Annotated in this window: 22 protein-coding genes, 1 other RNA gene and 3 pseudogenes; 5 read left to right on the top strand and 21 right to left on the bottom strand. The window is 43.5% G+C overall.

What is annotated here, in order from left to right; genetic code table 11:
• Positions 1-251 (bottom strand): annotated as a pseudogene (locus OCT63_RS20150) (CatB-related O-acetyltransferase); the annotation flags it as partial.
• 462 nt (positions 252-713) lie between these two features.
• The gene (locus OCT63_RS20145; RefSeq protein WP_269984448.1) at positions 714-1,991 is read right to left on the bottom strand and encodes a peptidoglycan DD-metalloendopeptidase family protein; all 1,278 of its coding nucleotides are present in this window, start codon (positions 1,989-1,991) and stop codon (positions 714-716) included.
• Between the two features lie 149 nt (positions 1,992-2,140).
• Here OCT63_RS20145 and OCT63_RS20140 point away from each other — a divergent pair, with 149 nt between their 5' ends.
• The gene (locus OCT63_RS20140) at positions 2,141-3,013 is read left to right on the top strand and encodes an aspartoacylase (protein WP_161673513.1); all 873 of its coding nucleotides are present in this window, start codon (positions 2,141-2,143) and stop codon (positions 3,011-3,013) included.
• Between the two features lie 150 nt (positions 3,014-3,163).
• Here OCT63_RS20140 and OCT63_RS20135 read toward each other — a convergent pair whose 3' ends face one another.
• The 10 genes and pseudogenes from OCT63_RS20135 to OCT63_RS20090 form a co-directional block, all read right to left on the bottom strand.
• On the bottom strand, positions 3,164-4,255 hold the full coding sequence (locus tag OCT63_RS20135) for a nickel/cobalt transporter (RefSeq protein WP_443088557.1): 1,092 nt from the start codon (positions 4,253-4,255) through the stop codon (positions 3,164-3,166).
• A gap of 29 nt (positions 4,256-4,284) precedes the next feature.
• Positions 4,285-4,977 (bottom strand): DUF1007 family protein, encoded by a 693-nt coding sequence (locus OCT63_RS20130; RefSeq protein WP_161673562.1) that lies wholly within the window; start codon positions 4,975-4,977, stop codon positions 4,285-4,287.
• Between the two features lie 31 nt (positions 4,978-5,008).
• A complete protein-coding gene (locus OCT63_RS20125; RefSeq protein WP_161673515.1) occupies positions 5,009-6,022 on the bottom strand; it encodes a CobW family GTP-binding protein in 1,014 nt (337 codons plus the stop codon).
• Entirely contained in the window at positions 6,012-6,572 is a 561-nt protein-coding gene (locus tag OCT63_RS20120; protein WP_161673517.1) for a carbonate dehydratase, read from the bottom strand. Before OCT63_RS20120 ends, OCT63_RS20125 begins: the two co-directional genes overlap by 11 nt.
• A 49-nt stretch (positions 6,573-6,621) precedes the next feature.
• Positions 6,622-7,956 (bottom strand): annotated as a pseudogene (locus OCT63_RS20115) (dihydroorotase).
• An 81-nt stretch (positions 7,957-8,037) separates the two neighbouring features.
• Positions 8,038-8,508 carry a Fur family transcriptional regulator gene (locus OCT63_RS20110; RefSeq protein ID WP_060468111.1) on the bottom strand — a complete coding sequence of 157 codons (471 nt, stop codon included), beginning with the start codon at positions 8,506-8,508 and terminating at the stop codon, positions 8,038-8,040.
• A 4-nt stretch (positions 8,509-8,512) separates the two neighbouring features.
• A complete protein-coding gene (locus OCT63_RS20105; RefSeq protein WP_060468112.1) occupies positions 8,513-9,181 on the bottom strand; it encodes a DUF1826 domain-containing protein in 669 nt (222 codons plus the stop codon).
• Positions 9,178-10,383, bottom strand: coding sequence for a zinc metallochaperone GTPase ZigA (gene zigA / locus OCT63_RS20100; RefSeq protein WP_161673518.1), 1,206 nt, complete (start codon positions 10,381-10,383; stop codon positions 9,178-9,180). The genes OCT63_RS20105 and zigA overlap by 4 nt, the downstream gene beginning before the upstream one ends.
• Before the next feature lie 30 nt (positions 10,384-10,413).
• Positions 10,414-11,238, bottom strand: a complete 825-nt coding sequence (locus OCT63_RS20095; RefSeq protein ID WP_060468114.1) for a metal ABC transporter permease — start codon at positions 11,236-11,238, stop codon at positions 10,414-10,416.
• Entirely contained in the window at positions 11,228-11,959 is a 732-nt protein-coding gene (locus tag OCT63_RS20090) for an ATP-binding cassette domain-containing protein (RefSeq protein WP_269984446.1), read from the bottom strand. Before OCT63_RS20090 ends, OCT63_RS20095 begins: the two co-directional genes overlap by 11 nt.
• A 151-nt stretch (positions 11,960-12,110) precedes the next feature.
• On the opposite strand from OCT63_RS20090, the gene OCT63_RS20085 reads away from it, so the two are divergent.
• Positions 12,111-13,124, top strand: a complete 1,014-nt coding sequence (locus OCT63_RS20085) for a zinc ABC transporter substrate-binding protein (protein WP_161673521.1) — start codon at positions 12,111-12,113, stop codon at positions 13,122-13,124.
• A 322-nt stretch (positions 13,125-13,446) separates the two neighbouring features.
• Here the strand turns inward: OCT63_RS20085 and gmtX are convergent, their stop codons facing one another.
• From gmtX to OCT63_RS20060, 5 genes are all read right to left on the bottom strand, one after another.
• Complete coding sequence (gene gmtX, locus OCT63_RS20080; RefSeq protein ID WP_161686238.1) at positions 13,447-14,085, bottom strand: gamma-mobile-trio protein GmtX; 639 nt, start codon at positions 14,083-14,085, stop codon at positions 13,447-13,449.
• The gene (gene gmtZ / locus OCT63_RS20075; RefSeq protein ID WP_269984445.1) at positions 14,078-16,666 is read right to left on the bottom strand and encodes a gamma-mobile-trio integrase GmtZ; all 2,589 of its coding nucleotides are present in this window, start codon (positions 16,664-16,666) and stop codon (positions 14,078-14,080) included. The genes gmtX and gmtZ overlap by 8 nt, the downstream gene beginning before the upstream one ends.
• Positions 16,663-18,138: a gamma-mobile-trio recombinase GmtY gene (gene gmtY / locus OCT63_RS20070; protein WP_269984444.1), complete on the bottom strand. Its 1,476-nt coding sequence runs from the start codon at positions 18,136-18,138 to the stop codon at positions 16,663-16,665. Before gmtY ends, gmtZ begins: the two co-directional genes overlap by 4 nt.
• A 177-nt stretch (positions 18,139-18,315) precedes the next feature.
• Positions 18,316-18,412: signal recognition particle sRNA small type (gene ffs, locus OCT63_RS20065), an RNA gene on the bottom strand.
• Positions 18,413-18,607: 195 nt separating this feature from the next.
• Positions 18,608-19,351: a hypothetical protein gene (locus OCT63_RS20060; RefSeq protein ID WP_060468133.1), complete on the bottom strand. Its 744-nt coding sequence runs from the start codon at positions 19,349-19,351 to the stop codon at positions 18,608-18,610.
• Between the two features lie 51 nt (positions 19,352-19,402).
• Here OCT63_RS20060 and OCT63_RS20055 point away from each other — a divergent pair, with 51 nt between their 5' ends.
• On the top strand, positions 19,403-19,705 hold the full coding sequence (locus OCT63_RS20055; RefSeq protein WP_136998833.1) for an MGMT family protein: 303 nt from the start codon (positions 19,403-19,405) through the stop codon (positions 19,703-19,705).
• A 75-nt stretch (positions 19,706-19,780) separates the two neighbouring features.
• Here OCT63_RS20055 and OCT63_RS20050 read toward each other — a convergent pair whose 3' ends face one another.
• Positions 19,781-20,221 carry a YbaY family lipoprotein gene (locus OCT63_RS20050; protein WP_269984443.1) on the bottom strand — a complete coding sequence of 147 codons (441 nt, stop codon included), beginning with the start codon at positions 20,219-20,221 and terminating at the stop codon, positions 19,781-19,783.
• A 168-nt stretch (positions 20,222-20,389) separates the two neighbouring features.
• Between OCT63_RS20050 and tesB the strand changes: the two genes are divergently transcribed.
• Complete coding sequence (tesB, locus tag OCT63_RS20045; protein ID WP_269984442.1) at positions 20,390-21,250, top strand: acyl-CoA thioesterase II; 861 nt, start codon at positions 20,390-20,392, stop codon at positions 21,248-21,250.
• A 103-nt stretch (positions 21,251-21,353) separates the two neighbouring features.
• Here the strand turns inward: tesB and OCT63_RS20040 are convergent, their stop codons facing one another.
• Together OCT63_RS20040 and OCT63_RS20035 are read right to left on the bottom strand one after the other, a co-directional pair.
• Complete coding sequence (locus OCT63_RS20040) at positions 21,354-22,019, bottom strand: hypothetical protein (RefSeq protein WP_269984441.1); 666 nt, start codon at positions 22,017-22,019, stop codon at positions 21,354-21,356.
• A gap of 137 nt (positions 22,020-22,156) precedes the next feature.
• Positions 22,157-22,612 carry an Lrp/AsnC family transcriptional regulator gene (locus OCT63_RS20035; RefSeq protein WP_017056968.1) on the bottom strand — a complete coding sequence of 152 codons (456 nt, stop codon included), beginning with the start codon at positions 22,610-22,612 and terminating at the stop codon, positions 22,157-22,159.
• 145 nt (positions 22,613-22,757) lie between these two features.
• On the opposite strand from OCT63_RS20035, the gene OCT63_RS20030 reads away from it, so the two are divergent.
• On the top strand, positions 22,758-23,825 hold the full coding sequence (locus tag OCT63_RS20030) for a PLP-dependent cysteine synthase family protein (protein WP_161673538.1): 1,068 nt from the start codon (positions 22,758-22,760) through the stop codon (positions 23,823-23,825).
• A gap of 163 nt (positions 23,826-23,988) precedes the next feature.
• Here the strand turns inward: OCT63_RS20030 and OCT63_RS20025 are convergent.
• Positions 23,989-24,622: pseudogene (locus tag OCT63_RS20025) on the bottom strand (IS5 family transposase).
• Positions 24,623-24,940 lie beyond the last annotated feature (318 nt).

The following is a 24,940-nucleotide window of genomic DNA, read 5'->3' as shown; positions in this document are numbered from 1 at the left end:
AAATGAGTAAAGAAAGAACCTATCTAGCCAATGCGTATGATGCCCTACTAATAAAATCACAACTTCTTCCGCAATACATAGTCACCAATATAAAGTTTATCATTTTCCTATTGTTAGTCCCACTTACGACTTAACTCATCACCATGTCGGTAATGAACGGCTGATGATTCAAAGCCGCGATCCCCAACAATCGTTGTAATAGCTATGGGATCGTTCACAATAATATTCGGATTTGTAATAACTTCATGCAATAACTATATCTTTGACCAATGCTTATCTGTCGCAGAACTTAATAACGAAATACCAGATCCCATTTATCTCAATGCAACAAACGCACTTTAGTATCATGGGGAATCACAGTACTGATAGGAGTAAAATATTGGTTTGATAGGAGTCTGATAGCAAAAAACCGCTCATAAGAGCGGCTTTTTTAAGGTGATGCTTGCAGGATAAGTCAGCATAACTCGAACCAAACATCAAAGACTTATAATACTATTTGCAGTATAAGTTCGCATAACATTGCATCGAAAGTCTGCAAATTTGAACAACGACTAAGATTCAACGTAGTAAAATTACCACGCTCCATTTCATCCTCTAGCAGACATAATCGACATGTGTGTAACAAACTTTTGGACAATTCCGAGTTACGACCCATTGAGTACTCTGTCTTAACGGATAATTTCTGGTATAGCAAAAATTTGCCAAATCAAATTTTAGTTAAGGATCACATTTCGTTGACTAGCTTCTACCAAATTATCAAATTCTGATACTCGTTCCAAAAATGCGGTTTTCTGGATACTAGGAAGCGACTTCGCGATAGGCAAATCGGCTTTCATCGCATCGACAGGACGATTGCGAACTAAAACTTCAAAGTGTAAATGTGGCCCGGTTGAACGCCCCGTATTACCAGAAAGGGCAACTTTTCGCCCACGTTTTACAAGTTGACCTTTTTTTACTAAGACTTTATTCAAGTGAAGGTAACGCGTTTTATACACGCTGTTGTGTTCAATCACTAAATAGTTACCAGCATAAGGGTGTTTACGAACCGCAATCACTTTTCCATCCCCTGTAGAATATACCGGCGCACCGATTGGTGTCGCGAAATCCGTTCCGTTATGTGGCGCGATTCTTCCCGTTACTGGATGTTTACGCTTAGGATTAAACCCAGAGGTGATTCGGCGGTATGCCTTATCGACAGGATAGCGGTTAAACGCTCGCTCCAAGCTGTTGCCTTCTCTATCATAGAACCGTCCATCCTCAGCCAAAAATGCCCCGACTTCACCCTTCGCTAACTTAAAAGAAATCGCCTTAATCTCACTGTTGCCTGTGCTGTGTTCACCTAAATATTGCTGTTTCACTAATATATCGAAACGGTCACCGACTCTAAGAGTTCGAGCAAAATCAATCTTATCTTTCATTACGCGAGTAATATTTGCGACTTGGCCAGATGTCAATCCCACTCGATGTGCCGAAATAGAAAAGCTCCCGTTGATTTTTCCCGAAAACAGGGTCTCACGCCATTGTCCTGAAATCTCCTGAAATTCGTAAGAGAAGGAACCATCGTTTCCTCTGGTGTAGATAGCTTTTTCTACAAGACTCAAATGATAAATTAGCTGACTCAGTTGCCCCATATCATCCACCACCAATTCAAGCTCTTCTCCAGGCTGAATCATATCTAGCTGGAGGTGGTCAAGATCAACCGAGAGAACTTGCAGTAAAGTACTATAAGGGACACCCAACTGAGCGAAAATACCACTGAGCGTGTCTCCAACTTTAACTATATAGCCTATCCGTTTAGATTGAGGAAACGGTGTCAAACTGATATCAGATGCGGCCGTCATCTCTGAAGATGGTGGATGCAACGTATTAACGCTTTGATTGAGCTGAACGCTGTGACTATCTTGATTTGGCTCATCCTCGGTAGGTAGAAGCCAAGCGACCGAAAAACAAAGTACAGCAACGATTAAAACAATAAATCTAAATTGACCCATGAGAAACTAAATATCAACACCTGTTCTATTTTGTTATGTTATAACATATCTTATTTTAGTTTTACTCAGTTTTGTCAGCGTTTATTCAATTTATTCGATTGGCTTAGAACACACCTCAATCAACTCATTCTCTTTGAAAAGGCTCAACAATGAACAAGCTTAATTCAGTACTTATCGTTGCAGGAACACACGGAAACGAGCTTTCCGGTATCTATTTACATAAACTAATCAAAGAAAAACGTTACTCTGTCGAGAGATCAACTTTTTCTGCCGATTCGATCATCACCAACTCCGAAGCGGTAAAACGCAACGTTCGTTACATCGATACCGACTTAAATCGCGAGTTCTCTGTAACGAATAGCAAATGTTGCTCCGATTTGCATGAAAGCAAGATTGCACATCAATTCATTGATCAATACGCAAACCAAGAAAAACCGTTGATTGTTGACCTGCACAATACAACAAGCAATATGGGAGCGACGTTGATTCTACTTTCTAACGATGTATTCTATCGGAAATTGGGGGCGTACGTTAAACAGCGAATGCCGTCGGCACATATCCTTTTCGAAGAGCGAAAAGAATGGCAAGAGCAATCTTACCTTTGTACTGCTGGGCAATATGGGATAATGATTGAAGTAGGGGCACAAGCACATGGTACGCTAAAGTACGAGACCGTAAAGTTGATGAAACAGATGCTTACCGCAGTATTGGACTATGTTGAAAAACACAACCTCAACCAAATAGGCTTACTGAGCGAGTATGACGCCTTTTTTTACACCGAAGAAATCAAGATTCCACTTGACCAAGAGGGTATGCGACAAGCCTTAGTGCATCCAACTATTTGTGGTAGAGATTTTGAGGCGGTCAAGCCAGGAGCACCAATTTTAGCGACTTTCGCTGGTTACGATATTCATTGGAATGGACAAGGGGATATTTACCCGCACTTTATCAATGAGAGCGCCTACAGCAAAGCCAACATTGCAATGGCTCTCGCAGAACAACGTCGTGTTTCTCCTGTATAACTCCAAGATGCATCAGGGCTGTTCTTGACTGTAGGTAGCGCCAACAAATTGAGTCTATTGGGACGGTTATTGAGCAACACTACAAATATGTAAGATAAGTAAGGCCATGTAAGCAATACTGTTTTAAACGTTCTTGCCTACATAGTCAAATTACAATATTGGAGAAATGCCGTAATATTGCCCACCAATAAGTGTGAACCCTAGTATCATCAGCAATACACCACTGATGAATTGTAGAAAATAGCCTGCATTAGCCCAATTTGCTTTGTTATTCCCTTTCGATGGGGTCAAATAACGCTTGACCCATTGCTTACTGGTTAAGGTCATTATCGCAATGATGGATGTTGTAAATGCGGTACCTATCGCCATGACTATCGCGCTAGCAACACCCATCCAGTACAACCCAACCATATTGGCAAATAGCAACACCATAATGGCGCCTGTACAAGGACGAACCCCAATACTTGCAACAACGCCAACATACTCTCGCCAGGTTGCAGCATTGTTGATCGTTTGTGCACTTGCTACATGCTGATGTCCGCATCCACAACTTTCCAGAGTAGCTCTATGTGGATTGGTCAATGCAATCGGCGTTCGCAGAGTCGAAGAATAAACAACGGATTTTTTGTCGAGATGCAATTGTTTTGAAGAAGCTCTCATCGTGAGTGGCGTCATACGGACGAACTTAATTTTCGCAGGTCTCATCGTACGGTAAAGCTGCTTGGCGGCTTTCCAACAGATTGAACATCCAAGCATTACCACTAATGCAAAACTCAATGAAACAAAAAAATTTGCTTGTTGATTAACGACTCGCATTGAGGCATTGAAGCCCCATAACAGAATACTCACCAGCACAATCGCCACTAGTGCCTGACAAAATGCAGAGAGGATGGTTAAGACCAAGCTGGTTTTGACTTTTGTGGGATGGGTCGCTAAGTAAGTCGTGACAATCACTTTACCATGCCCGGGGCCTAACGAATGAAGCAATCCATACAGAAAACTCACACCAACCAAATAACCTCCGGCCAGCCACGGTTGAGTTTGTGCCTCGTATAATAAAGCTGCAAGTTCGCTATTCACTTCCCGTTGCCACTGTAAACTCGCTATTATCAGCGAAGGCCACGCTAGCCAGAATTGATACACACCGCTCAACACCAAGGCACAAGCCAAAAAAGAAAAAAGATAGCGGCGTCGGTTCCGCGTTAAACGGTTCATTTCATTACGCTGTGAATGTGAATTCATCAGTTTCATTCCTACCTCTGATAATTTATTTAGGGGGCACTTGTGCAGTGGAGGTTCACTGTTTGAGTAAAGAGTTGACCCAACGCATAATCAAGATCTGTATCTGCTGGGAGAGACATCGCGTAGCTCACTTGCTCTGGCGTTGGATTGGGCTGTGCCAGACTCAATCGGCATTGCCGCGAAAGCTCGTCAGACAATTGAATATCGCTGACAGATGTCCAAGCCATATCAACGTAGTAACTCCGGTCAAAAATTAGTAAGCGTAATGAATCGCTTGTAACGGGTTGAGGCTTGGAAAGTGGTAACTCAAAGCTCAGAATTAACTTTGCTCGATTACGCGTCAGTTTTTCGCTGTGCGCGACACTATATTTGACAGGTGTATCCCCATCATAAAAATAAGTGAAGTAATGCTCATACAACATATTATCCAGTACCGAGGCGGCTAACTTGCGCAGTGTCTTCTGCGCATAATTAGGCGACATACCTTCACCATCAAGCATGTAGGCGGATGTCATCGGGTCAAAAGTCCACTCCATCTTAAAACCCGTAATCATCCCATCGCGGCCTTGGATGTATGTTTTCATCTCAACCCATGAGTGAGGATGAGCCAGAACTGTACAGGCAAAAAATGCGGTGACTAATCCTAGCCCGATACGGTGACATAAGTACCGTAAGCGCAACTCTAAAAGAAACCCCATTAACGTATTTAGAAGGTTAGGCATGGTGGGTAGCAAGATTGTTTTTTCTTCTCGATCATGATGCCTTCTCCAAACATCGAAATAATCTATCTTCAAATTGATCATCTAGACCGGAAGAGATCAGTTCAAGGCGGCTTTCTGAACACTCGTCTAACTCAAACTCTGTGAGTCCATCTGATGTTAGGTTGTAACCAAAAATACCGCTTCCCGTGATAAAAACCGCTTTCATTCGTTCGACCTTGAGGTCGAGCAGCAACAATCTCAGCTTTTGATGATCGAACACTTTCTCAGCGGAGATACGCCAACCAATACTGTAGAAACCTTCCCCCTCATTGGTTGCTTTTAGAATACCGCTATCGGGCATAGGCAACTCAGGAACAAGCGACTTTTTCTCTCGTTCACGATAAAGAACAGAGGGCTTTTTTTGCACGTCAATATAAGTCGCTCCCTCAAATTCATGAAAAGGGATAGCGCCATGTTCAGCAAAAATCACTTTTGTTTCCCGCGGACCGAGCTTAGCTATATAAGTCGTCAGCTTTAGCTCATCTCCATCTTGATAGAGATCGCGCTTATTTCCTACCACTGTATCTGCGATAGCGATTTGCTGGTTAAACGTTTCATGCTCAGTGTACTTAGGATCCGATAGTTTACGTGCATCGACTAAAGTAATGTTTTTTTGCAAAGCGAGAATTTGACGATAGTACTCGGTCGATAGCACTTGCAGGACTTCTTTAGGATGCCCAAGGCCTGTAGGCTCAATCAACAATCGATCTGGCCTTGCTTCAGACAATAATTGATTTAAGGCGATTTGCATCGGAAGACCTGCTGCACAGCACATACACCCTCCGGGGACCTCTCGAATAAACACTTGGTCTTGTTGTTTTTTTTGGCCTTGTAACAAGCTGCCATCAATACCAACTTCGCCAAATTCATTGACCAATACAGCCCAACGTTCATGACTTGGTTTATGGGCCAATAAGTGCATTATTGCCGATGTTTTCCCCACCCCGAGAAAGCCAGTGATGATGTTAGTCGGCACTCGCGAAATCAGAGGCTTATTAAAGTTCATTGGCAACTCTCCGATAGCCTTGGACTAGTTCATGGTTGGCAGAAACGACGGATTCGGAAAAAGCTGAATATTCTGGTGGCACTTTAGAGATACTATCTAAATCAAAACCGACACCAATGTTGGTCATCGGCGGCACATGGAAACAAGCGGGTAAATCGAGGCCATCAACGACACAGTTATGACGAATAACGCACCTCTCACCGATGACGCTATTGAACACAACGGAGTTGAAGCCAATGAAAACATCATCACAAACCTGACAAGGACCATGAATAATCGAACGATGAGCGATGGATGAGCGCTCACCAATTGTCACCGCAGCCCCTGCCTTAGAATGAATCACGACACCATCTTGGATATTGGTATCACATTTGATCACGATAGCTTCCATGTCTCCATGGTTATTAACTTCGTCAGCTCGGATAACTGCATACGGCCCAATAAAAACGTTATCCTCAATAATGACTTTGCCACAGATAATAGCGGTTGGATCAATAAAGGCTGTTGAGGACACCTGCGGCATATGGCCTGTTGGGTTTCTTCTTAACATAATACTTCCAGTTTGTTCATTGTTCTTTCTTTGTGGTAAGCCACTTAACTTAACGACTGAAGGATAAACGCATCGCTGCGGCTGGTTTATCGATGACTTTGTTATTGGCATAAACTAGCGCGCCATTGACCCAAGTCTTTTGAATTTGAGCTGAAAATTCATGTCCAGAAAAAGGCGACCAGCCACAGTGATATAAACTGTTTTCGTGGCTAACTAGTGTTGGGGTATGAGCATCAACTAACACCAAATCAGCGTAGTAACCTTCGCGAATAAAGCCTCTGCCTTAAATGCCATAGCGAATGGCTGGATTGTGCGCTGTTTTTTCGACTACTTGAGTCAAACTCATATGGCCCAAACGGACATGATCGAAGAGTGTAAGTAACGCATGCTGAACTAACGGCAACCCCGCTGGCGCCTGCTCGTAAGGCACTTGTTTTTCTTGCCAAGTATGAGGCGCGTGATCTGTTGCAATGATATCTATTTGACCTGTATTTAATGCTGCCAATAGCGCGTCACGGTCATTAGGGGATTTGATTGAGGGATTGCATTTGATCAGGTTACCGAGCTGCGCATAATCATTGCTACTGAACCAGAGATGATGGACACAAGCCTCCGCGGTGATTGATTTGTCTCGAATATCACCCGCGTCAAACAGCGCCAGCTCCTTCGCCGTTGTGATGTGCAGCACATGCAGTTGATTGTGGTATTTTTTGGCAAGTTCTACCGCATAAGAAGATGAGGCGTAACACGCCTCTTCGTCACGCAAAATGGGATGCTCTTCGATGGTGAACTCTGACTTATTAAGTCGTTGCTTTTGATGATTTTGTTTAATAACAGCCCCACTTTCGCAGTGAGTCACAATGAGTACTGGAGAGTCACGAAAAATGGACTCTAACGCTTGCGGGTCTTCGACCAGCAAATTTCCCGTCGATGCCCCCATAAACACTTTCACACCACAATGCTGTTCAGGGTTAAGTTGTTTAATTTGTTCTAGATTGTCTTCGGTCGCACCAAGGTAGAAAGAATAATTCGCAAACGAGCTGTCTTTAGCGAGAGCAAACTTGCGTTCTAACGCTTCAATAGTCGTGGTGGCAGGACTAACATTGGGCATTTCCATATAGCTTGTGATACCACCTGCTAACGCTGCGCGAGATTCGCTTGCAATTGTGCCTTTATGTGTCAGCCCAGGCTCTCGGAAATGCACTTGATCGTCAATCATGCCTGGCAGTAAATAAGCCCCTTTCGCATCAATTACAATATCTCCGTGTTGTTTACAGATTCCAGGAGCGATTTTGTCAATTGTTTGGCCGACAATGCGTAGGTCTGTCTCAGTAATAGCACCTTCGTTAACCAATCGAGCGTTTTTAATCAATGTTGCTGACATAATTCATTCTTTAAATAGTTTGAAAAGTTGACCAAGACTCGGTGAGCTTGTGACGTAATAAATAGAGATTGTGTGCCCGTCTCATGGGAGGGACTTTGCGCAGTCGTCACAAACACAGGAAATCTCAAATTGTGGGCTTAGAACGGTGAAGCCTTCTTGCCTTGCGTTCGCACACACGCTGGACACAACATTTGCTTCAACCGCTATTTCACTGACCTTTCCACACTGAGAGCAAATCAAAAACTGAGGAACTCCATGATCATAGTCGCACTCGATTTGAGAACAAACGACGTATTTACTAGATGTATTGAGCTTATGGACAAAGTGCTCTGCTTCTAAAAAGTCCAATATTCTATAAACCGACATTGCTTGGATGTTTTGGGCAAAGTTATCATTACAGTAATCAACCAGTTCGTAGGCAGAAAGCGGCTTCTTCGCGTCTAGCAGCGCAGTAAGTATCAATTTACGTTTTGTAGTGAGCTGTTTGCCTCGAGTTAGGCAGATTTTTTCTGCCTGAGCCATAATGCTAGCTACTGTTGTTTGCTTTCTCATATCTTTAGATGAAGTCCAATGTGAGTAGTAAGCGACGTTTATGCTCACCAACAGATGGAGAGCGATGCACAAGCCCAGTGGCTTCATTGCCTTCCCAACCACTGCCTTTGAGTAAGGCCACGTCGCCTGATTGCACTCGTTGTATAAACTTTTCCGAGCTGTATAACCCCGACAGGTGATCGGGCTGCCCAAGGCTACCTGAGCCCAGCTTGGTACGATCAATCACGTCGTTAGTCAGCCACTCCGTCGCTCGGCCGGTATAAGTGGTGACCAGTCTGCAAGGCACGCGATCAAAGTGAAATTTCGGGCACATCGGGCTGTCTAGGCGAGTTAGCCTCAAACCTGCTTCTTTAACATCAAACAAACAGCAGAACATATCGACGATTAAAGCAACATCTTCACTCAGCGCATCAGCACACGCATAGCCCTCTAACTTGCATCGTACCCATTGTGCAGCATCATCTGGCGTGACACTTTGTACCAGTGCCAAACGAGGCTCCTGAGACAGCATCAGATCAATGTCCTTCGTCAGCTCTTTCGAGAGCGTTCGCTGCCATATGGCAATATTGTGTTCTGGTCTGTAGATGTCGCTAAGTATGTGCGCTGATGTTGATATCGCTATCGATGATGCTCTTTGGACAGTGGCCGGGTCCTCTACGATCTCAATGCTCATACCTCTTCCTCCCAAGCACTAAAAGGATCCGGTAAGGTTTGCCACAATGTTTTACCTGCAAGCAGTTCTTCCTCTGTCAGCTGACATTGATCAAGTGCTTCAATCATGGCTGCTTTGTCTAGGCCTTGACCAATAAATACAAGTTCTTGTCGCATATCACCAAATGGTTCGACCCAATTATCTTCTATGGCTTTGAGGTATTCAGGGTCAGTCGGCCATTGTTCTTTCGGGATCGCTTTCCAAAACATTCCGGCAAAACCGTAATGAGCAATACCGCCCGCTTGATTCAACTGCCCGGCAAACTCAGGGCGAGAAGCCAACCAGAAATATCCTTTTGAGCGGATCAGTTTTCCAAATTGAGTCGTGCTGTGTAGAAACTGATAAAATTTTTCAGGGTGAAATGGACGTCGTGCCTGATAGCTAAAACTGCTGATGCCATACTCTTCGGTCTCCGGAACGTGTTCACCTCGCAGTTCTTTTAGCCAACCTGGGGCTTGTTGTGCGCGTTCGAAATTAAATAAGCCCGTATCCAATACATCAGAGATATCCACCTGCCCATTTTGTATTGCAATAATTCGAGCATGTGTATTCAGCGTTCTCAAAATAGCTTTCAAACGCTCGACCTCTTCCGTTTGAGCGAGATCGGTTTTACTGATCACAATGACATCCGCAAACTCAACTTGGTCTATCAATAAGTCAGAAACACTGCGATGGTCTTCTTCACCTAAATGCTCGCCAGTCTCTTGAAGAGATTGCGCGGCTTCGTAGTCACGCAAAAAGTTCACTGAGTCTACAACTGTCACCATGGTATCTAATGTGGCGACATCAGACAGTGATACGCCATTTTCGTCAGCAAAAGTAAAGGTTTCTGCCACGGGGAGTGGCTCAGAAATACCTGTAGATTCGATCACGAGATTATCGAAGCGGCCTTCTTGGGCCAGTTTGGTCACTTCTATCAACAAATCTTCTCGCAGCGTGCAGCAAATACAGCCATTACTCATTTCCACCAATTTTTCTTCTTTGTGATTGAGCGATACTTCGTTTTTCACCGTCGCGGAATCAATATTGATTTCACTCATATCGTTGACAATCACCGCGACTCGCTTGCCTTCGCGATTATTCAGAATATGACTCAGCACGGTCGTTTTTCCTGCCCCAAGAAAGCCGGAAAGTACAGTCACAGTTATTTTTTTCTGACTCATTTTGCTCACTCCAAAGTTGATATTATTATTTTATGTTTCTTGTCGACGTTCTTTGCTTGCTCGCAACTTATGTCGGACGCTCCAAATAGTGCTCGATAAAATAAATAACCCAGTTGCGATACAAACCATTGTTGGCCCTGTCGGGGTATCTAGAAGATAAGAGGCGCGTAGACCAATCACACTGGCACTACTGCCAATCAGCGCAGCAAGTATCACCATCATTTCAGGCGTTTGACTAAATGGCCGAGCCGTTGCTGCTGGAATGATAAGCATGGCGACAATCAGCAATACGCCCACCACTTTAATGGCCACGGCGACCACTACGGCAAGCGCGATAGTCAGAATCAGTTGCTCTCGTTTTGGTGAAAAACCACTCGCCAATGCAAGATCTTTATTTAGCGTCGATAGAAGAAACCCAGACCAACGCAATCGAATCAAGCCAATCACTAATACCGTGCCTGTCCAGATAATCAGTAAATCCGCTTTGCTTACGGCCAGAATGTCGCCAAACAAGTAGGCCATCAAATCCATTCGAATGCCGGAGAGAAAAGAAACAGCCACCAGGCCAAACGCTAGTGCCGAATGCGCCATTACCCCTAACAGCGTATCCATCGCGAACCCTCGACCAGTGAACGAAGTAACCGTGATAGCCATGAGTAACGCAATAAACAATACGCCTGGGAATATCGGAAGTGAAAAAGAGAGCGACAATGCGACGCCTAGCATGGAAGCATGAGCTGTTGCATCACCGAAGTAAGCCATGCGGCGCCAAACAATAAAGCATCCTAAAGGCGCCGCTGCCAACGTTACACCAACACCAGCTAAACCTGCGCGCCAAAGAAAATCATCCAACATGTGATGAACCTCTGCGAGAATTGTGTGCGACGTTCTGATGTCGATAAACACCAAGGACATCATCATCGTCTAGGCCAAAAAGTGCTTTGTATTCTGGAGATTGGCTAACCGTTTCCGGAATGCCTTCACAACATACTCGACCGTTTAAACAGATAACTCGGTCGGTTCGTTTCATCAACACATGCAGATCATGGCTGACCATAATTACAGCACAGCCGCTCTCCTGACGAATTGCATCGATTTGTTGATAAAATCCCACAGTTCCTCGTTGGTCGAGCCCTTGAGTCGCTTCATCAAGCAGCAATAGTGATGGTTCTTCTAGCAATGCACGAGCTAGTAAAACTCGTTGCAATTGTCCGCCGGATAAGGACATCAGTTGCTGTTTCTCCAACCTTTCAACACCTGCCCGCCTTAACGCTTCCTGAATAGCCAGTTTTGAATGACGCAATGGTAGTGTTAAAAATCGATTCACCGTCATCGGCAAAGTTTCATCAATGTGAAGTCTTTGTGGTACGTAGCCTATCTTCAAGTTATCAGCACGCATCACGTGACCACTCGTTGGAAGCACCGACCCAATTAAGGTTTTTAATAACGTTGATTTCCCAGAACCATTGGGCCCTACAATCGTTACGATTTCGCCCTGATTAACCGACATGTTGACCCGATCTAAAATCAGGTGTTGCCCAAACCTGACAGACAACGCTTGTGAAGAAATCAACATCTACTTTCTCTCATTTGGGGGTTACTACTAGCTGCGCGATAAATTCTTAAACAGCAAAGTAAAGATTTTTAAATTAATAGATATGTTATAACATAACATTTGAATTTTTCAATATGTACCATGTTTGATTAAAAGTAATCAGGAGAACATCATGCTCAAACAAGCCTTATCTGGCATTGGCATCGCTTTAGCAGCTGCCTCTCAGACTTATGCTCAAGTCCCGAAAGTGGCCGTAGACATCGCACCGTTACATTCTCTAGTGACACAAGTAATGGATGGTGTGGGTGAACCCGACTTGCTTATTCGTCCAGAAGCATCACCTCATGACTATCATCTACGTCCATCAGAAGCCAAAGCCCTTTCACAGGCAGACGTCGTGTTTTGGGTTGGAGAAGGGCTAACACCTTGGTTAGAAAAACCACTTTCAAGCCTAGCAAGTTCAGCGACGAAGGTTGAAATGATGGAAGTCGAAGGAACCACACTGTATGGCTTCCGAGAAGGTGCAACATTTGAAGCACATTCACATAGCGAAGAGGGACACGAAGAACATCACAAGCATGAACACAAGGAACGTGAAGAAAGTGAAGTTCATCATCAACATGAAGAACATGACCATGACCATGACGCACATCATGACCACCATCACGGTAAATATGACCCGCACGCTTGGCTAGATCCGAAAAATGCTGAAGTTTGGGTAGAAGCCATAGCTGGTGCACTGTCAAACGCTGATGCTGAAAATGCGCCTATTTACACGGAGAATGCAAAAGTGGCTATCTCTCGCCTACGTTCTCTAAGCGAAGATATCAGACAACAAGCTCAATCAATCAACGGTATTAAGTTCATTGTATTTCATGATGCATACCAATATTTTGAGCAGCGATTCCAATTGTTAGCCACTGGAGCCATCTCTATTTCTGATGCATCTAAACCAAGTCCGGCACGCGTTTCAGAGATTCGCCAAACAGTGAAAGATTTAGGAGTAACATGTGTGTTTACCGAACCACAATACAACCCTGAGCTGGTCAACGCGGTATTTGAAAATTCAACTGTGAACACGATAGGTAAAATGGATCCTATTGGTGCAAACATCGCTCCAGGTAAAGAGCAATACTACTCTTTGCTGGTGGCGATGATAAGTAGCCTTAAGCAATGTCATCATTGATAGAGCATTCGGAATTCTTTGATACCGCATTATTTTCAACGATATCAATATCTTCTACTCGAAACAATTACCACCTTCAGGAGAAGGTGGTTTACCCCCCTTACGAGAGCTATTTGTTGAGCACAGAAACTGTTTACTTTATCAGTGTACTCGGGGGCAGTGAGCTGCACCAGCAGGGCTGGGCACTTCAATTGGATAAATATGAGTAGGGTAAACTCTGATTAACAAAATATAAATGAGTAAAAGCTCTAACGCATAAAGGGGCAAAGATGATTTACGAAACAACTTGTTCCGCATCAACAACAGCCCTACTCTTTCACTCTCAAATTAACTTAAGCACCCCATTCACATAGCCACGCCGGTAAACCTCTATGCCATTTTCATCTTTAACTTGCCCCGTTGGCATCACAACCCATCTTTTTTCATCCATAAACTCGTCAGAAATGGCAGACCTCAGAGCCTCTAATTCTATTGGTGTCAGCTGATTTGAAGTAGCCGTCACTTGAGGCTGAGGTTTAGCAGTCCGGTCAATAACAATATCGGAATTCGCCTTTAGCACATTAAGTTGGTCCCTGTATTTGTTCCTTTCCGCAATTAACGAACCGACAACCGCTCGAATGACTGGATCATCGATAGATTCCAGTATGTGTTGGTCATTATTGTTGAGAAGCTGCTTCTGACGCACCGAGAGTGGCTTCTTACGAGTCGTTCCTGAATAGGCTGCCCATGCGTCGACCAATTGCTGAAAGTGTTTTCCCGTGCGATTACGAATGGTTTGTGTTGAAGGTCCGCCTTGTTCTTGAGATAACTTTCCAATCGTCACAATAGAGAAGTCCAATGACTTGGTCTGGCTTTGCTGTTCTAGAATCTTGTGCAATGTTCTTAGCGCTGCAGTTGTGCGGGCTGTCGCGCTGGAACACAGTTCTTCCAGAATAATGTGCGGGTTCACTGGGTTAGCCATTTTTAATTACTCCCATTTTATTTTTCGACAAGTCAGCAAGGCGTAACATATTGATTCCCGTTTGCGCCTCGATAGCCTTTACGCCTACCTCTAATAAACCCGCGTCTTGTAAATACGTCTCCGTATCAAGGTACGATGCAATGAGGCCCACCGCTTTAGTTTTATCAAGCTCTCCTGTCGCTTTGAGCATGGCATTAATCATTGCATTACCCGCTAAGAGCTGAGTTTCATCATCAAGCTGCATCAAAAATGGCATGTAACCCGACTGCATTAGCATTGAATTTAACTTGTTTGATCGATGACCAATCGCTGGCGTTTTTCTTAAATCATCTCGCAGATCAGCATAGATTTCGGCGTCATCGCATAACTGTATCAATTGTCTAAATTCTGACTCTGTATCAACAAAGCTAAAAAACGGGGAGATCTCGGTATGTGATCCTATTGCGATGACTTTATCTACGGTGTCTTCAGGAAGCCGCAGTTCTTCGATGCGAATAAGCTTACGAATTATCTGAAAACAGGCGACCAAATCTTTACAGTATTCATCCGCATCAATTTTTTGCTTTTCAATTCTACGGTCTATTTGATGTAGGTATTCATATTTCTGAAAAGGCTCGTTATTCACTTCACAAAAGTATTCTTCGTCTAGTAATTCAGCTTGCTCAGCTTCTAATTCTGTGGCGATTCTGGCCGACTCTGACGCGTGGTAACTAAGATTATTGAAATGGGCGGTTAATGAATGGATGTATTTAATGTCGGTAATAAACCAACGGCAACGGACGCAATTTTCTATACCATGAGGGACTGGCCCATACAAACCCGCTTGGTTGCGATTCGCTTTTTTTAGTTTTTCACCTCCGTTCCAACACCCTGCTATGGACGTACTTTCTACTAGTGGTGTAGTGTTCCCTCCTGCTAAACAAATACCTATCGCCTTTTCTTGCCACCCAGCAGGGTTTCGCACCCTTAGTACTGTTTGAAGGGACTCTATATCTGTATAAGCGGATTTTAAGCCAATCTCTTCTATTGATTTATTGAGTAAAAATGAATGCAATGTCTCGTCATTTTGTTCTTCAATTTTGTTTTCCGCTGCCTTCATCTTTTTTGCCATCATCACAGGGGATACTTTTGTGTAATGCATGGTCATCATGAGTCGGCTGTGACCAACCAATAGCTTAGATAGCACCGGGGCGGGGATTTCACCTTCAATGGTGTAGCAAGTGATAAGTGAGACACGTAACGAATGCAGTGGGAAGAACGTTTTTCGAGAGTTCAGAGGGTCGATGAAATTGACTTTACTGCCATCGATTAATTGATATTCATCTTTATAAACATCCTCTTCAAGTTTCGCCATCAGGTTTACCCATAGGGTATTCAAGTAACCTTGAGTGATTGGCAGTTTCTTTTCACTGTTTACAGGAGCGGCAGCATTGCGAAACAAAAAACAAATATTGCCAATTTCGTTGCGCTGAACATCCGTTTTTGTGCTTCCAAAATGCTTGTAATCCAGATCATAGATAGAGGTCGCAGCTGCAATAGGATTGTATTTCCGTTGCCAATTTCGTAGTTTTTCTAACCAATATAAGACGTCTTCATGCTGCCAAGGGATCACATAACCCCGCGTGATTTCGTCCTTATTTTTATCGGCTGTTTTATTGGTGTTTATATAAAGACCTGTCATCACATCACCAATATCAGGCGTGACAATCCGGTGAAAAACGCCTTTTTGCCAAGGGCGCTTTTCATTGCCTTCAACAAAGTTATTCAAATCATTTCTAACCCACTGCCCACTGTCATATAGCCATGTATCGGATTCGCCAGAATCGAGCATGCGGACCTGAAAAGTGCGCAGCGGAAGCTGTAGTTTAAGATACAGTGCCATTGCCCGAACAGGAGACCAAATCACATAAAAGTGCTCGCCTTCCTTAAACAGCTTTCGCACTCCATCAACTTTAATACTGCGAGGCTTATCTACTTTAACTTTCCGCCATACACAGTCAGGATCCTTTTTATCTATGGCAGAGCTATCAACAATAAACCAGTCTCTCCGATGCCTGCCATTCGATATAAATGTATCACTCTGTTCAATCACCCAGCCCCAGTCGGAAAAGTTTCCCCTTTCAATCGGGCAAAGAGTTTTCCGCAACCGTTTAATGTAGATATAAGGTAAAGCGTTATAAACCGTTTCTTGATTTCTTACCGAATTAGTACCTTTTTGGAAAGGATTTTTAAACATGGCGACCAACTCACCCTCATCATCCGGTTGCGAATAATAAGTGGTGAGCACCCAATCGATAAACGAGCAAACTGTGTTATTTTGTTGAGTCTTGTAGCCTTCAGACAATTCGAATTGACCGAGAAACTTATCATAATCTTGCGGCCCCATCTCGAAAAACTCGACGGGATCAACAATGAACTTCGGAACTAAGTATTCATCCAAAAACCTGTCCAACGCATTCTTCTTATGATCAATGCCATACTTATTTTGGTTTAACCATGTCGCCGCGACCTCTCGCCACGTATCCCAGCCCGAACCATTCTTTTCGGTGAACCAATTAAATTCATAGTCTGTTGATTTCATGAGGCTCGCCTCCCAAATTTTGGAGATTTCCCTGAAAATAAGCCTTCGGGATCAATATCTTCAAAACCGTATTCCATAATGGTTTCCCAACTTAATTCAACATCTTGCTTAAAATTCGCATACTGCTGACCATCTAACTTCTGCGTGGCCCGCTCGCAAGCAAGAGTGACGTCACGAACGCCTGGCTGCGTGTAAATCGACTGAGATAAGAGAGAAGAATGATGCAGTGCTTTCTTGATGAGTCGTACGTCTAACCCGGCATTCGACATACGTCTCCCATAGGCATGTCGATGTCCATGAGGTGAACGGCCTTCTGGCTTCGATGCAATTTGGCCAATTCTGCCCATAGCCGCCGCATAGCTTTGATTAAAAGCATTTAGCGTTAATGCGTTACCTAGTTGCCGTCTAGTAAAAGAAACAAAAGCGTAAGGGTGATTTCGCTGAATAGGGAGTAAGGCTAATAAATATTGCTGCCATAAATAAGCAAACACTTCACCGTAATAAGAGGGAAACCAATGAAGTTGAATATAGTTATCATCATGATCGACCACTTTGGTTTTCCAACCAACTCTGGCGGTACCCGTGAGTTTATTGCGTGGTGTTAGGTGATACTTTTCAGCAAGGTAAGCTGAACGCGTACTTTGTCGTTTTCTACCGACCCAATGATTCGGTGCCTTGCCATCTTCAGGATGATATAAACGAACGGTAACACTGTCAGAGTTCATTGGATCAAGAAACACATCATCAACCCACAAATGCAGAGCATCACTTTCCCTGACACCAGCCCCGTGCATCAACAGCAAAATCAGCTGATCGCGAATGGCAATTCTGGAGTCTCTCGCACTGCCGACACCGTCGATAAAAAAAGATTTAAATAGCTGTTCTGGAAATGAAATCGCGTCTCCGTCCACTTTAATTACGTCTTTCTTCCCACGAACTTTCCTGACCTTTTTCAGTAATTCGGGAAGTGCATTTTTTTTGATATGGCCAAGAAAATTGTACTGATTTCTCTTGTGCCAAGCTGCGTAATTTAGACGTTCTTGATGAGAAGAGGCTTCTTCAAAATCATTAAGGTTACTTGTATTTTTATGGATAGAGAGCCAATCCGTTAATCCATTCAATGCAGATAGAAGCTGATTGACGTTGGATACGGATCGAGGTAACCAAAACAAACCTGATGAATCAAACCCTACTTTGTCGATGGTCCCCGATGATAGCCGTTGTACAAAAGATTGAAATAGAAGGCTCGGTTCTGAGAATAACCCACGATTGGCCTCCATGTATTCCAGTAATAACTGGCATGCAAACACAACTCGGTTCATCCAAGGAAGGCTTTTTATATGAGATTGGCTAATGACATAATCAAGCAAGGGTTCAAACGCGCCCTGTTCAGTAATCAATACAGGAATATTGAGCATTAACCCTGAGTGATCAATCTTGATTTGAGCTTGAACTTTAACGATCGCAGTCATTCAACACCATATCAAGCTAAGTGGACATTAGTAGGTATAGTATATTTTTTGCTATTGATCTAACGACAAAAGCCAGAGATAGGAAGTTCCTAACTCTGGCTTTAAAGGCGGAATACTGCAATTAGTACATATATCAATGCTATAGATATAAGTTAGTTTGCAAACATCAAAGGGGTGGGAACCCAGCCACATCCCGGCACACAAGTCACTCGCTGCGGCTGCTCCCTTCCAGGCCTGACCGAGTTCACGAGTTATTGTTGCGGGAGGACCAGGCCCCCATAGATTCGTTTTCTAAGAGGTTTGCCTCAAAGAGTGATTGGATTATTCAGCATCACAGCAACCATTGCAAGCCCTTACACCTTATTTTTTAACAATTGCTGTTTAAGTGCTTATCCTTTATCCAAACCACTAAAAAATTGTAGGTAAATTCACCATTTACCTACATTTAAAAGCGATGGTTTTTATTGATCTAGATATCGATGTCTTCGCTATCCTCTGTCCTAATGATGTAATCTGTCATCCATGCGGTAGTCAGTAAGCATAGCCAAACCACAAAAACAGGGCTTGGCACCTCAATACTTGGGGTGACCACCAAAACAGCAAACCCTACCGTTGGCAATGTCCAACACAATAACTTATTCCAACGAAAGGTTTTCAAGCGCGTTAGAGTTTCCATTGAAGCCATAATGCCGGTCACACACAAGGCAACCAAAGCCGCATAAGGTAAATCGGCTATCCATAATGGCAGTATTAAGCCTAATGACCACCAGCTGTGTCGGCTGGCTGGCTTAAGATGATTTGCCGCCCACCAAATCACAATGATTGATAAGGTTTGAAGTGTGGTAACCCACGGAACACCTTCAAGCTTGCCTGCTGATTGCGTGACCATAATTCCGACCTGTAAGGTGGTCACGATCAGGCCAGAAATAATCACGACAGACAAACTACTTCTTCTTGAAAAGACCACCATAAGTAGTGGGAATAGCACCCATGCGCTGACAGAAAGTGTGATTGGCTGTAAAGGAAGGGTTAAACCGTAAGTAGTCATGGAAATAAGCAAAGCTAACCCTGCAATCCCTCCCTGCGGTAAAATCCATAGCGCAGGAATGACCATCGCAAGTACTGGGATGTCACCGTCACTTAAACTGATTGCTCTCGCGCAAATAACCGCTAATAATGTTGTGATTAGAAACTGAAATGTCGAAAACACCATAGCTCTCTCCTTCTACCGATCCGTGGTATTAATGAACTAGGAAATTTTAGTATGGACCAATTTTTGAGCCAAATCTTTGCTGTGATTCACCAAATTCCATATGGAAGAGTAACAACTTATGGAGACATAGCACGTTTTTCAGGTTTTCCGGGCTATGCGCGGCACGTAGGAAAAGCGCTGGGGAATTTACCAGAAGGAAGCAAACTGCCTTGGTATCGAGTGATCAACAGTAAAGGAGAGATCTCTTTGAAGGGTGATTCGTTTGATCGTCAAAAGAAACATCTGGTTGAAGAAGGGATTGAAGTAAGTGACGCAGGAAAGGTCAAACTCAGAATATACAAATGGCAGCCCTAGAGCTGCCATCAACCGCCGATTCAACTGGCTAAGTTAAGCTAATCAAGATGCCTTAAAAGTGGTACCCACTACTAATTAACGAACACCAACCAAGCGTAGGTCTGTTTGTTGCGTGTTTTCTACGTCGGTAATCACTGACTTAATCGTATCAGTTGTGAAACGCAGTTTGCCGTCAACATGAATCGTTGCGCGCATGTTGTAACGGTGGTTAGGTTGAATTTTGTTGTTGTCGTAGCTCAGCTCAAATGCGAACGGTACTTGCTTACCGTCAGTGGTGAATTCTTGAGTTGCGATCACAGTTGATGGCGCGTCAGCCAATGAAATATCTTCTAGCGTTACGGTAATCACTGCATTCTCAGGCAATGCAATTCTTTCGCGGTAACTTACTGTTCCTGAAATGACTTGAGCGCTGTCTGTAACCACTTCCTGAGAAGTGCTGGTTTCTGATGTTGCTTGGCAGCCAACAAGTAGACCAAATGATACTAAAGATGTAATAAGAATTAGAGCCTTTTTCATATTCAATTTCTCTCAACACGTTTACCGGATTCGGCAAATCTACACACCGATTATAAGAGAGCTTTTATATTCTGTCTTGAAACCCTATGATTTATTGACAGATATCTGACTAAGCTAAATGATTAGCATCATAATCTGACACTCATTTTACGAAGAGGAATGCTGGCGATGAGTCAACCTTTACAAGAATTACTAAGTTTACTTCAGCTAGAGAAACTGGAAGAAGGTTTATTCCGTGGGCAAAGTGAGAACCTCGGTCTGCCACAGGTTTACGGTGGTCAGGTACTGGGACAAGCGCTTTCCGCTGCTCGCTATACCGTTCAAGACGACCGTAGCGTTCACTCGTTCCACAGCTATTTTCTATTCCCCGGTGATCCTGAAAAACCCATTATTTATGATGTTGAGAACCTAAGAGATGGACGCAGCTTCAGCACGCGCCGGGTTAAAGCGATTCAAAATGGCCGCCCTATTTTCTATCTCACGGCTTCTTACCATGGTGATGCTCCAGGCTTCGAACACCAAAATGAAATGCCAAACATCCCTGGACCAGAGAACTATGCATCGGAAACCGAGTTAGCGAGCCACATTGCTGAATTTCTACCAAAGAAGCTACGCAAAACCTTTTGTGGCGAAAAACCGATTGAGATGCGCCCTGTAACGGTCGTAAATCCACTCAATCCTAAGAAGACGGAAGCGAAACAGTACCTTTGGGTAAGAGCAAATGGCGCGGTGCCAGACAACCAATTGATTCACCAATACTTGCTTGCTTACGCATCGGATTGGGGATTTTTGGTGACGGCGCTTCACCCTCATGAAGTGTCTATCATGACGCCGAACTTCCAAGTAGCGACGATTGACCATTCAATCTGGTTCCACCGCCCATTTAAGATAGATGAATGGCTTCTTTATGCGATTGAAAGCCCGACAGCGGCGAACACTCGTGGCTTAGTTCGAGGCGAAATCTTTAATCAGAAAGGTGAGCTCGTAGCGACAGCCGTTCAAGAAGGTGTGATGCGCTTTACTAAGTAAACCATTCAACACGCACTCCAAACAATAAGGGGCTAGGTATCATACCTAGCCCCTTTCTATTCATGACGTCAACAAAGAGTCGTTATTCAGGAATAAATAAACTCTATTCAGTTTCTAGCGTCGGCTCGAATTCACTTTGAACTCGCGTTTTAATGCCATCTCCCGCATCTCTCAGCAAATTGAATGGTGACAGCACCACCCCTTTCACAGCACCTTCGGCTGCGCCCTGAGCGAGTGCTTTACTCTTATCTGCGAGTAGGTTTGCTTGATCCAATATTCCCGGTACTTCGGCTCTCAGCATTTCAGATTCAGCCACAACAACAGGGATCGTTTGTTCGCGATAAGACTTACTTTCAGCCAGCATAGGTGGCATTACGTCTACTCGGTATCGTTTCAACTCAGTCAATGTTGACGGAATCACATCCATTCTTAGCTGCTCCACTTCCGTTCGAACGTTTTTCACTTCATCCAAAATGGACGGGATTTTACTGTCGACCGATGAAACAGTCTGATTCACTTTCTCGACGGTTTTTCTTACATCTTCGACAGTATCTAACACGTGCGGGGCAAGTTCATCGATATGCTCAGCAAACGCTAACCACTCTTCGACTTTCAGGCCCTTAGTCAATACAGATAAATCTTCGATGACTTTAGGGTAAGTATCCACAATTTCACCGACTTTATTAGTAAACGAATAGATGGTGTAACCCAAATAAAAAATGGCGACAGCTAACACCAGTTGGATAGCGGTAGATACTTTTGTAAACATGGAAAATCCTTTTCTTTATCTCGTTGAAGCGATGTCTAAGCTTAAATTATATCTAACCAGAAACTCATTAACCGAAACTATGTATGACTGATAAGGTCGCGAATAAAGTCAGCTAAACAAAGTGGTTCTAAGATGCATTACAGCGGCAGTGCTGTTGTGTACTTTAATGGTTCCATGGCAAACGTCGAGGTCACATTGGAAATGCCATCAATACTGTTAACCAATCGTTTGTAGAAATCATCAAAGCACTTCATGTCTTTAACCTGCACCTTCATCATATAATCATATTCGCCAGCCATACGATAGAACTCCATCACTTCTGGAAATTCCGACACAGTATTCACAAAACGACCATACCACTCATGAGAATGATCACTGGTTTTCACCAATACGAACGCGGTAAAGGAAAGATCCAGTTTTTCCGGGTTTAGCAGCGCGACTCTTTTCTCAATGATGCCGTTCTCTTCGAGGCGCTTAAGCCTTTTCCAACAAGGCGTTGTGGTGAGGTTGACCGCTTCAGAAATATCGTTCAATGACAGCGTACTGTCTTCTTGCAGTAATCCTAATATCTTTTTATCTACGGCATCAATCATATTTCCACCAAACGGCATTTAAGAGAAAAATTTTCTACAATTTAAACAAAACAAAGCAAATATGGCAAAGTTTTTCTCCGGGATTATCGCTAAATTAGGACCATACCAATCCTAAAAATTCCTACAAAAAATCAAGAGAACGCCTATGTGTACTGACCATCAATGGATTAACAATGCAATTCGAAAAATTGAAGCTGACTACCAACGTTCAGCGGATACGCACCTTATCAAACTCGATTTACCAAGTATCGAAGGCATTGACATTTATCTCAAAGATGAAAGTACACACCCAACGGGATCATTGAAGCATCGTTTAGCGCGATCTCTATTCTTATATGCTATCTGTAATGGTTGGGTTGGCCCAGAAACAACCATCATTGAATCTTCGTCAGGCAGTACAGCTGTGTCTGAAGCGTACTTTGCTCGCCTACTTGGCCTTCCGTTTATTGCGGTAATGCCAAAATGCACAGCAAAGAGAAAAATAGAGCAGATTGAATTCTACGGCGGTCAAGCGCACCTTGTTGATCGGTCTGATCAAATCTATGCTGAGTCTCGTCGTTTAGCTGAAGAACTGAATGGTCACTACATGGACCAATTTACTTACGCCGAGCGCGCAACTGACTGGCGTGGTAACAACAACATCGCAAACTCAATTTTCAATCAAATGCAGATGGAAGATCACCCAGTTCCAACGTGGGTGGTAATGAGCCCTGGAACAGGAGGAACTTCAGCGACTATTGGCCGTTTTATTCGCTACCAACAACATGAAACTAAACTTTGTGTTGTTGACCCTGAAAACTCAGTATTCCACGAATACTTCCAAACAGGCAACGCGGACGTGAAAGGCAGTACATTCAGCAAAATTGAAGGCATTGGTCGCCCACGAGCAGAACCAAGCTTCATTCCTGGTGTGGTTGACGAAATGCGTAAAATCCCAGACGCAGCAAGTATCGCAACCACACATTGGTTGTCTGACATTCTTGGCCGCAAGGTTGGCGCATCAACGGGTACAAACATGTACGGTGTGCTTCAACTGGCAAGCGAGATGAAAGCCCGCGGTGAGAAAGGCTCTATCGTAACTTTGCTTTGTGATAGCGGCGAGCGTTACTTAGACACTTACTTCAATGATGAGTGGGTGAACCTGAATATCGGTGACCTACAACCTTATGCAGCGAAGCTAGAAGCTTTCTCGCAAACGGGCGAGATCGTTTAAGGGCGATAGTACGTACCTGTTACAAAATAAAAAAGAGCCCTTAATGGGCTTTTTATGTGCCAGTGGTAACAGATCAAACAAGATCATTAAATGAGATTTACGAACGTTCAAGGGCTTTGTTGCTTAATTCAGAGATAAGACATACTTGCGCCATTATGCTTGGTTATTCAACGATATACTGAGTTTCAGGCATACCTAGCCACGTAAGTTTGTTTAGCGCTTTGATCAGGGCGTAAGCCTCGCCAACTTGAGCGTTGTAGTTCCTCAGGCTTAACTTCCCACCTAACAACTGTTTCACACTATACATTGCTGTCTCTGACTAGCGAGCGCTTATGGTAGCCATAACGCTGTTTCTACTTCTTGTTAGAGCCGTATAACTTCTGACAACCTAAGGTTAAATTATGAGGGCGTCCTTGCTGCCAGAAAGCAGCCCCTTCTCATGGCGGAATGAGCGGAATCGCTCGCTTGACTCGTATAGCATATGGCAATTCTTTGTGTCATAAGCTCCATCACCTGATATCTCAATGATTTTTCGACGTGTTTGCTTAAGTAAGTTGGGGAGCACTTCGGCACCGGTTACGTTAGATAAACTCAGCTCTACTGCGACTATTTCGTGGGTACGTATCTACAGCAATATGCAGCTTACGCCAGACTCTGCATTTCCCGTCAGTTCCATGCTTCTTGACCTTCCACTCGGCTATCGCTTCCTCATCGATCCAAAAGGTCAGAGAGCCGCGATTTATTAAGGCTTGATTGTACAATTTCCAGTTGGTTGTTTTGTAACGAGGTTTCGGCATTCTGCTATAGCTATTTAATGGGTGTAGCCGCTCAGATCGTAGCTTCTTGATTTAGTTCCATCGATTTAAGCAACAAAGCCGATAAAATATGAAACTTTATATTAAAAAAAGTAATTAATAATATAGACAATACAAAATTGTATATCTAATGAATAAAAATATGCACCGATAACCTTTGGTTATTAATTTATGACCACAGAATCCTGACCATATTACAAGTAAGGTTTTTATTTTACACAACCCTGACTTGACCATTTTAAAATGTAGATGTAATTTTCAAATTCATTTTAAAAAGTTAAAAAATCACATATTAAACAA

Source organism: Vibrio sp. RW, from assembly GCF_027587105.1.
Classification (GTDB): Bacteria; Pseudomonadota; Gammaproteobacteria; order Enterobacterales; family Vibrionaceae; genus Vibrio; species Vibrio toranzoniae.
This window is presented reverse-complemented; position numbering and strand designations above follow the sequence as displayed.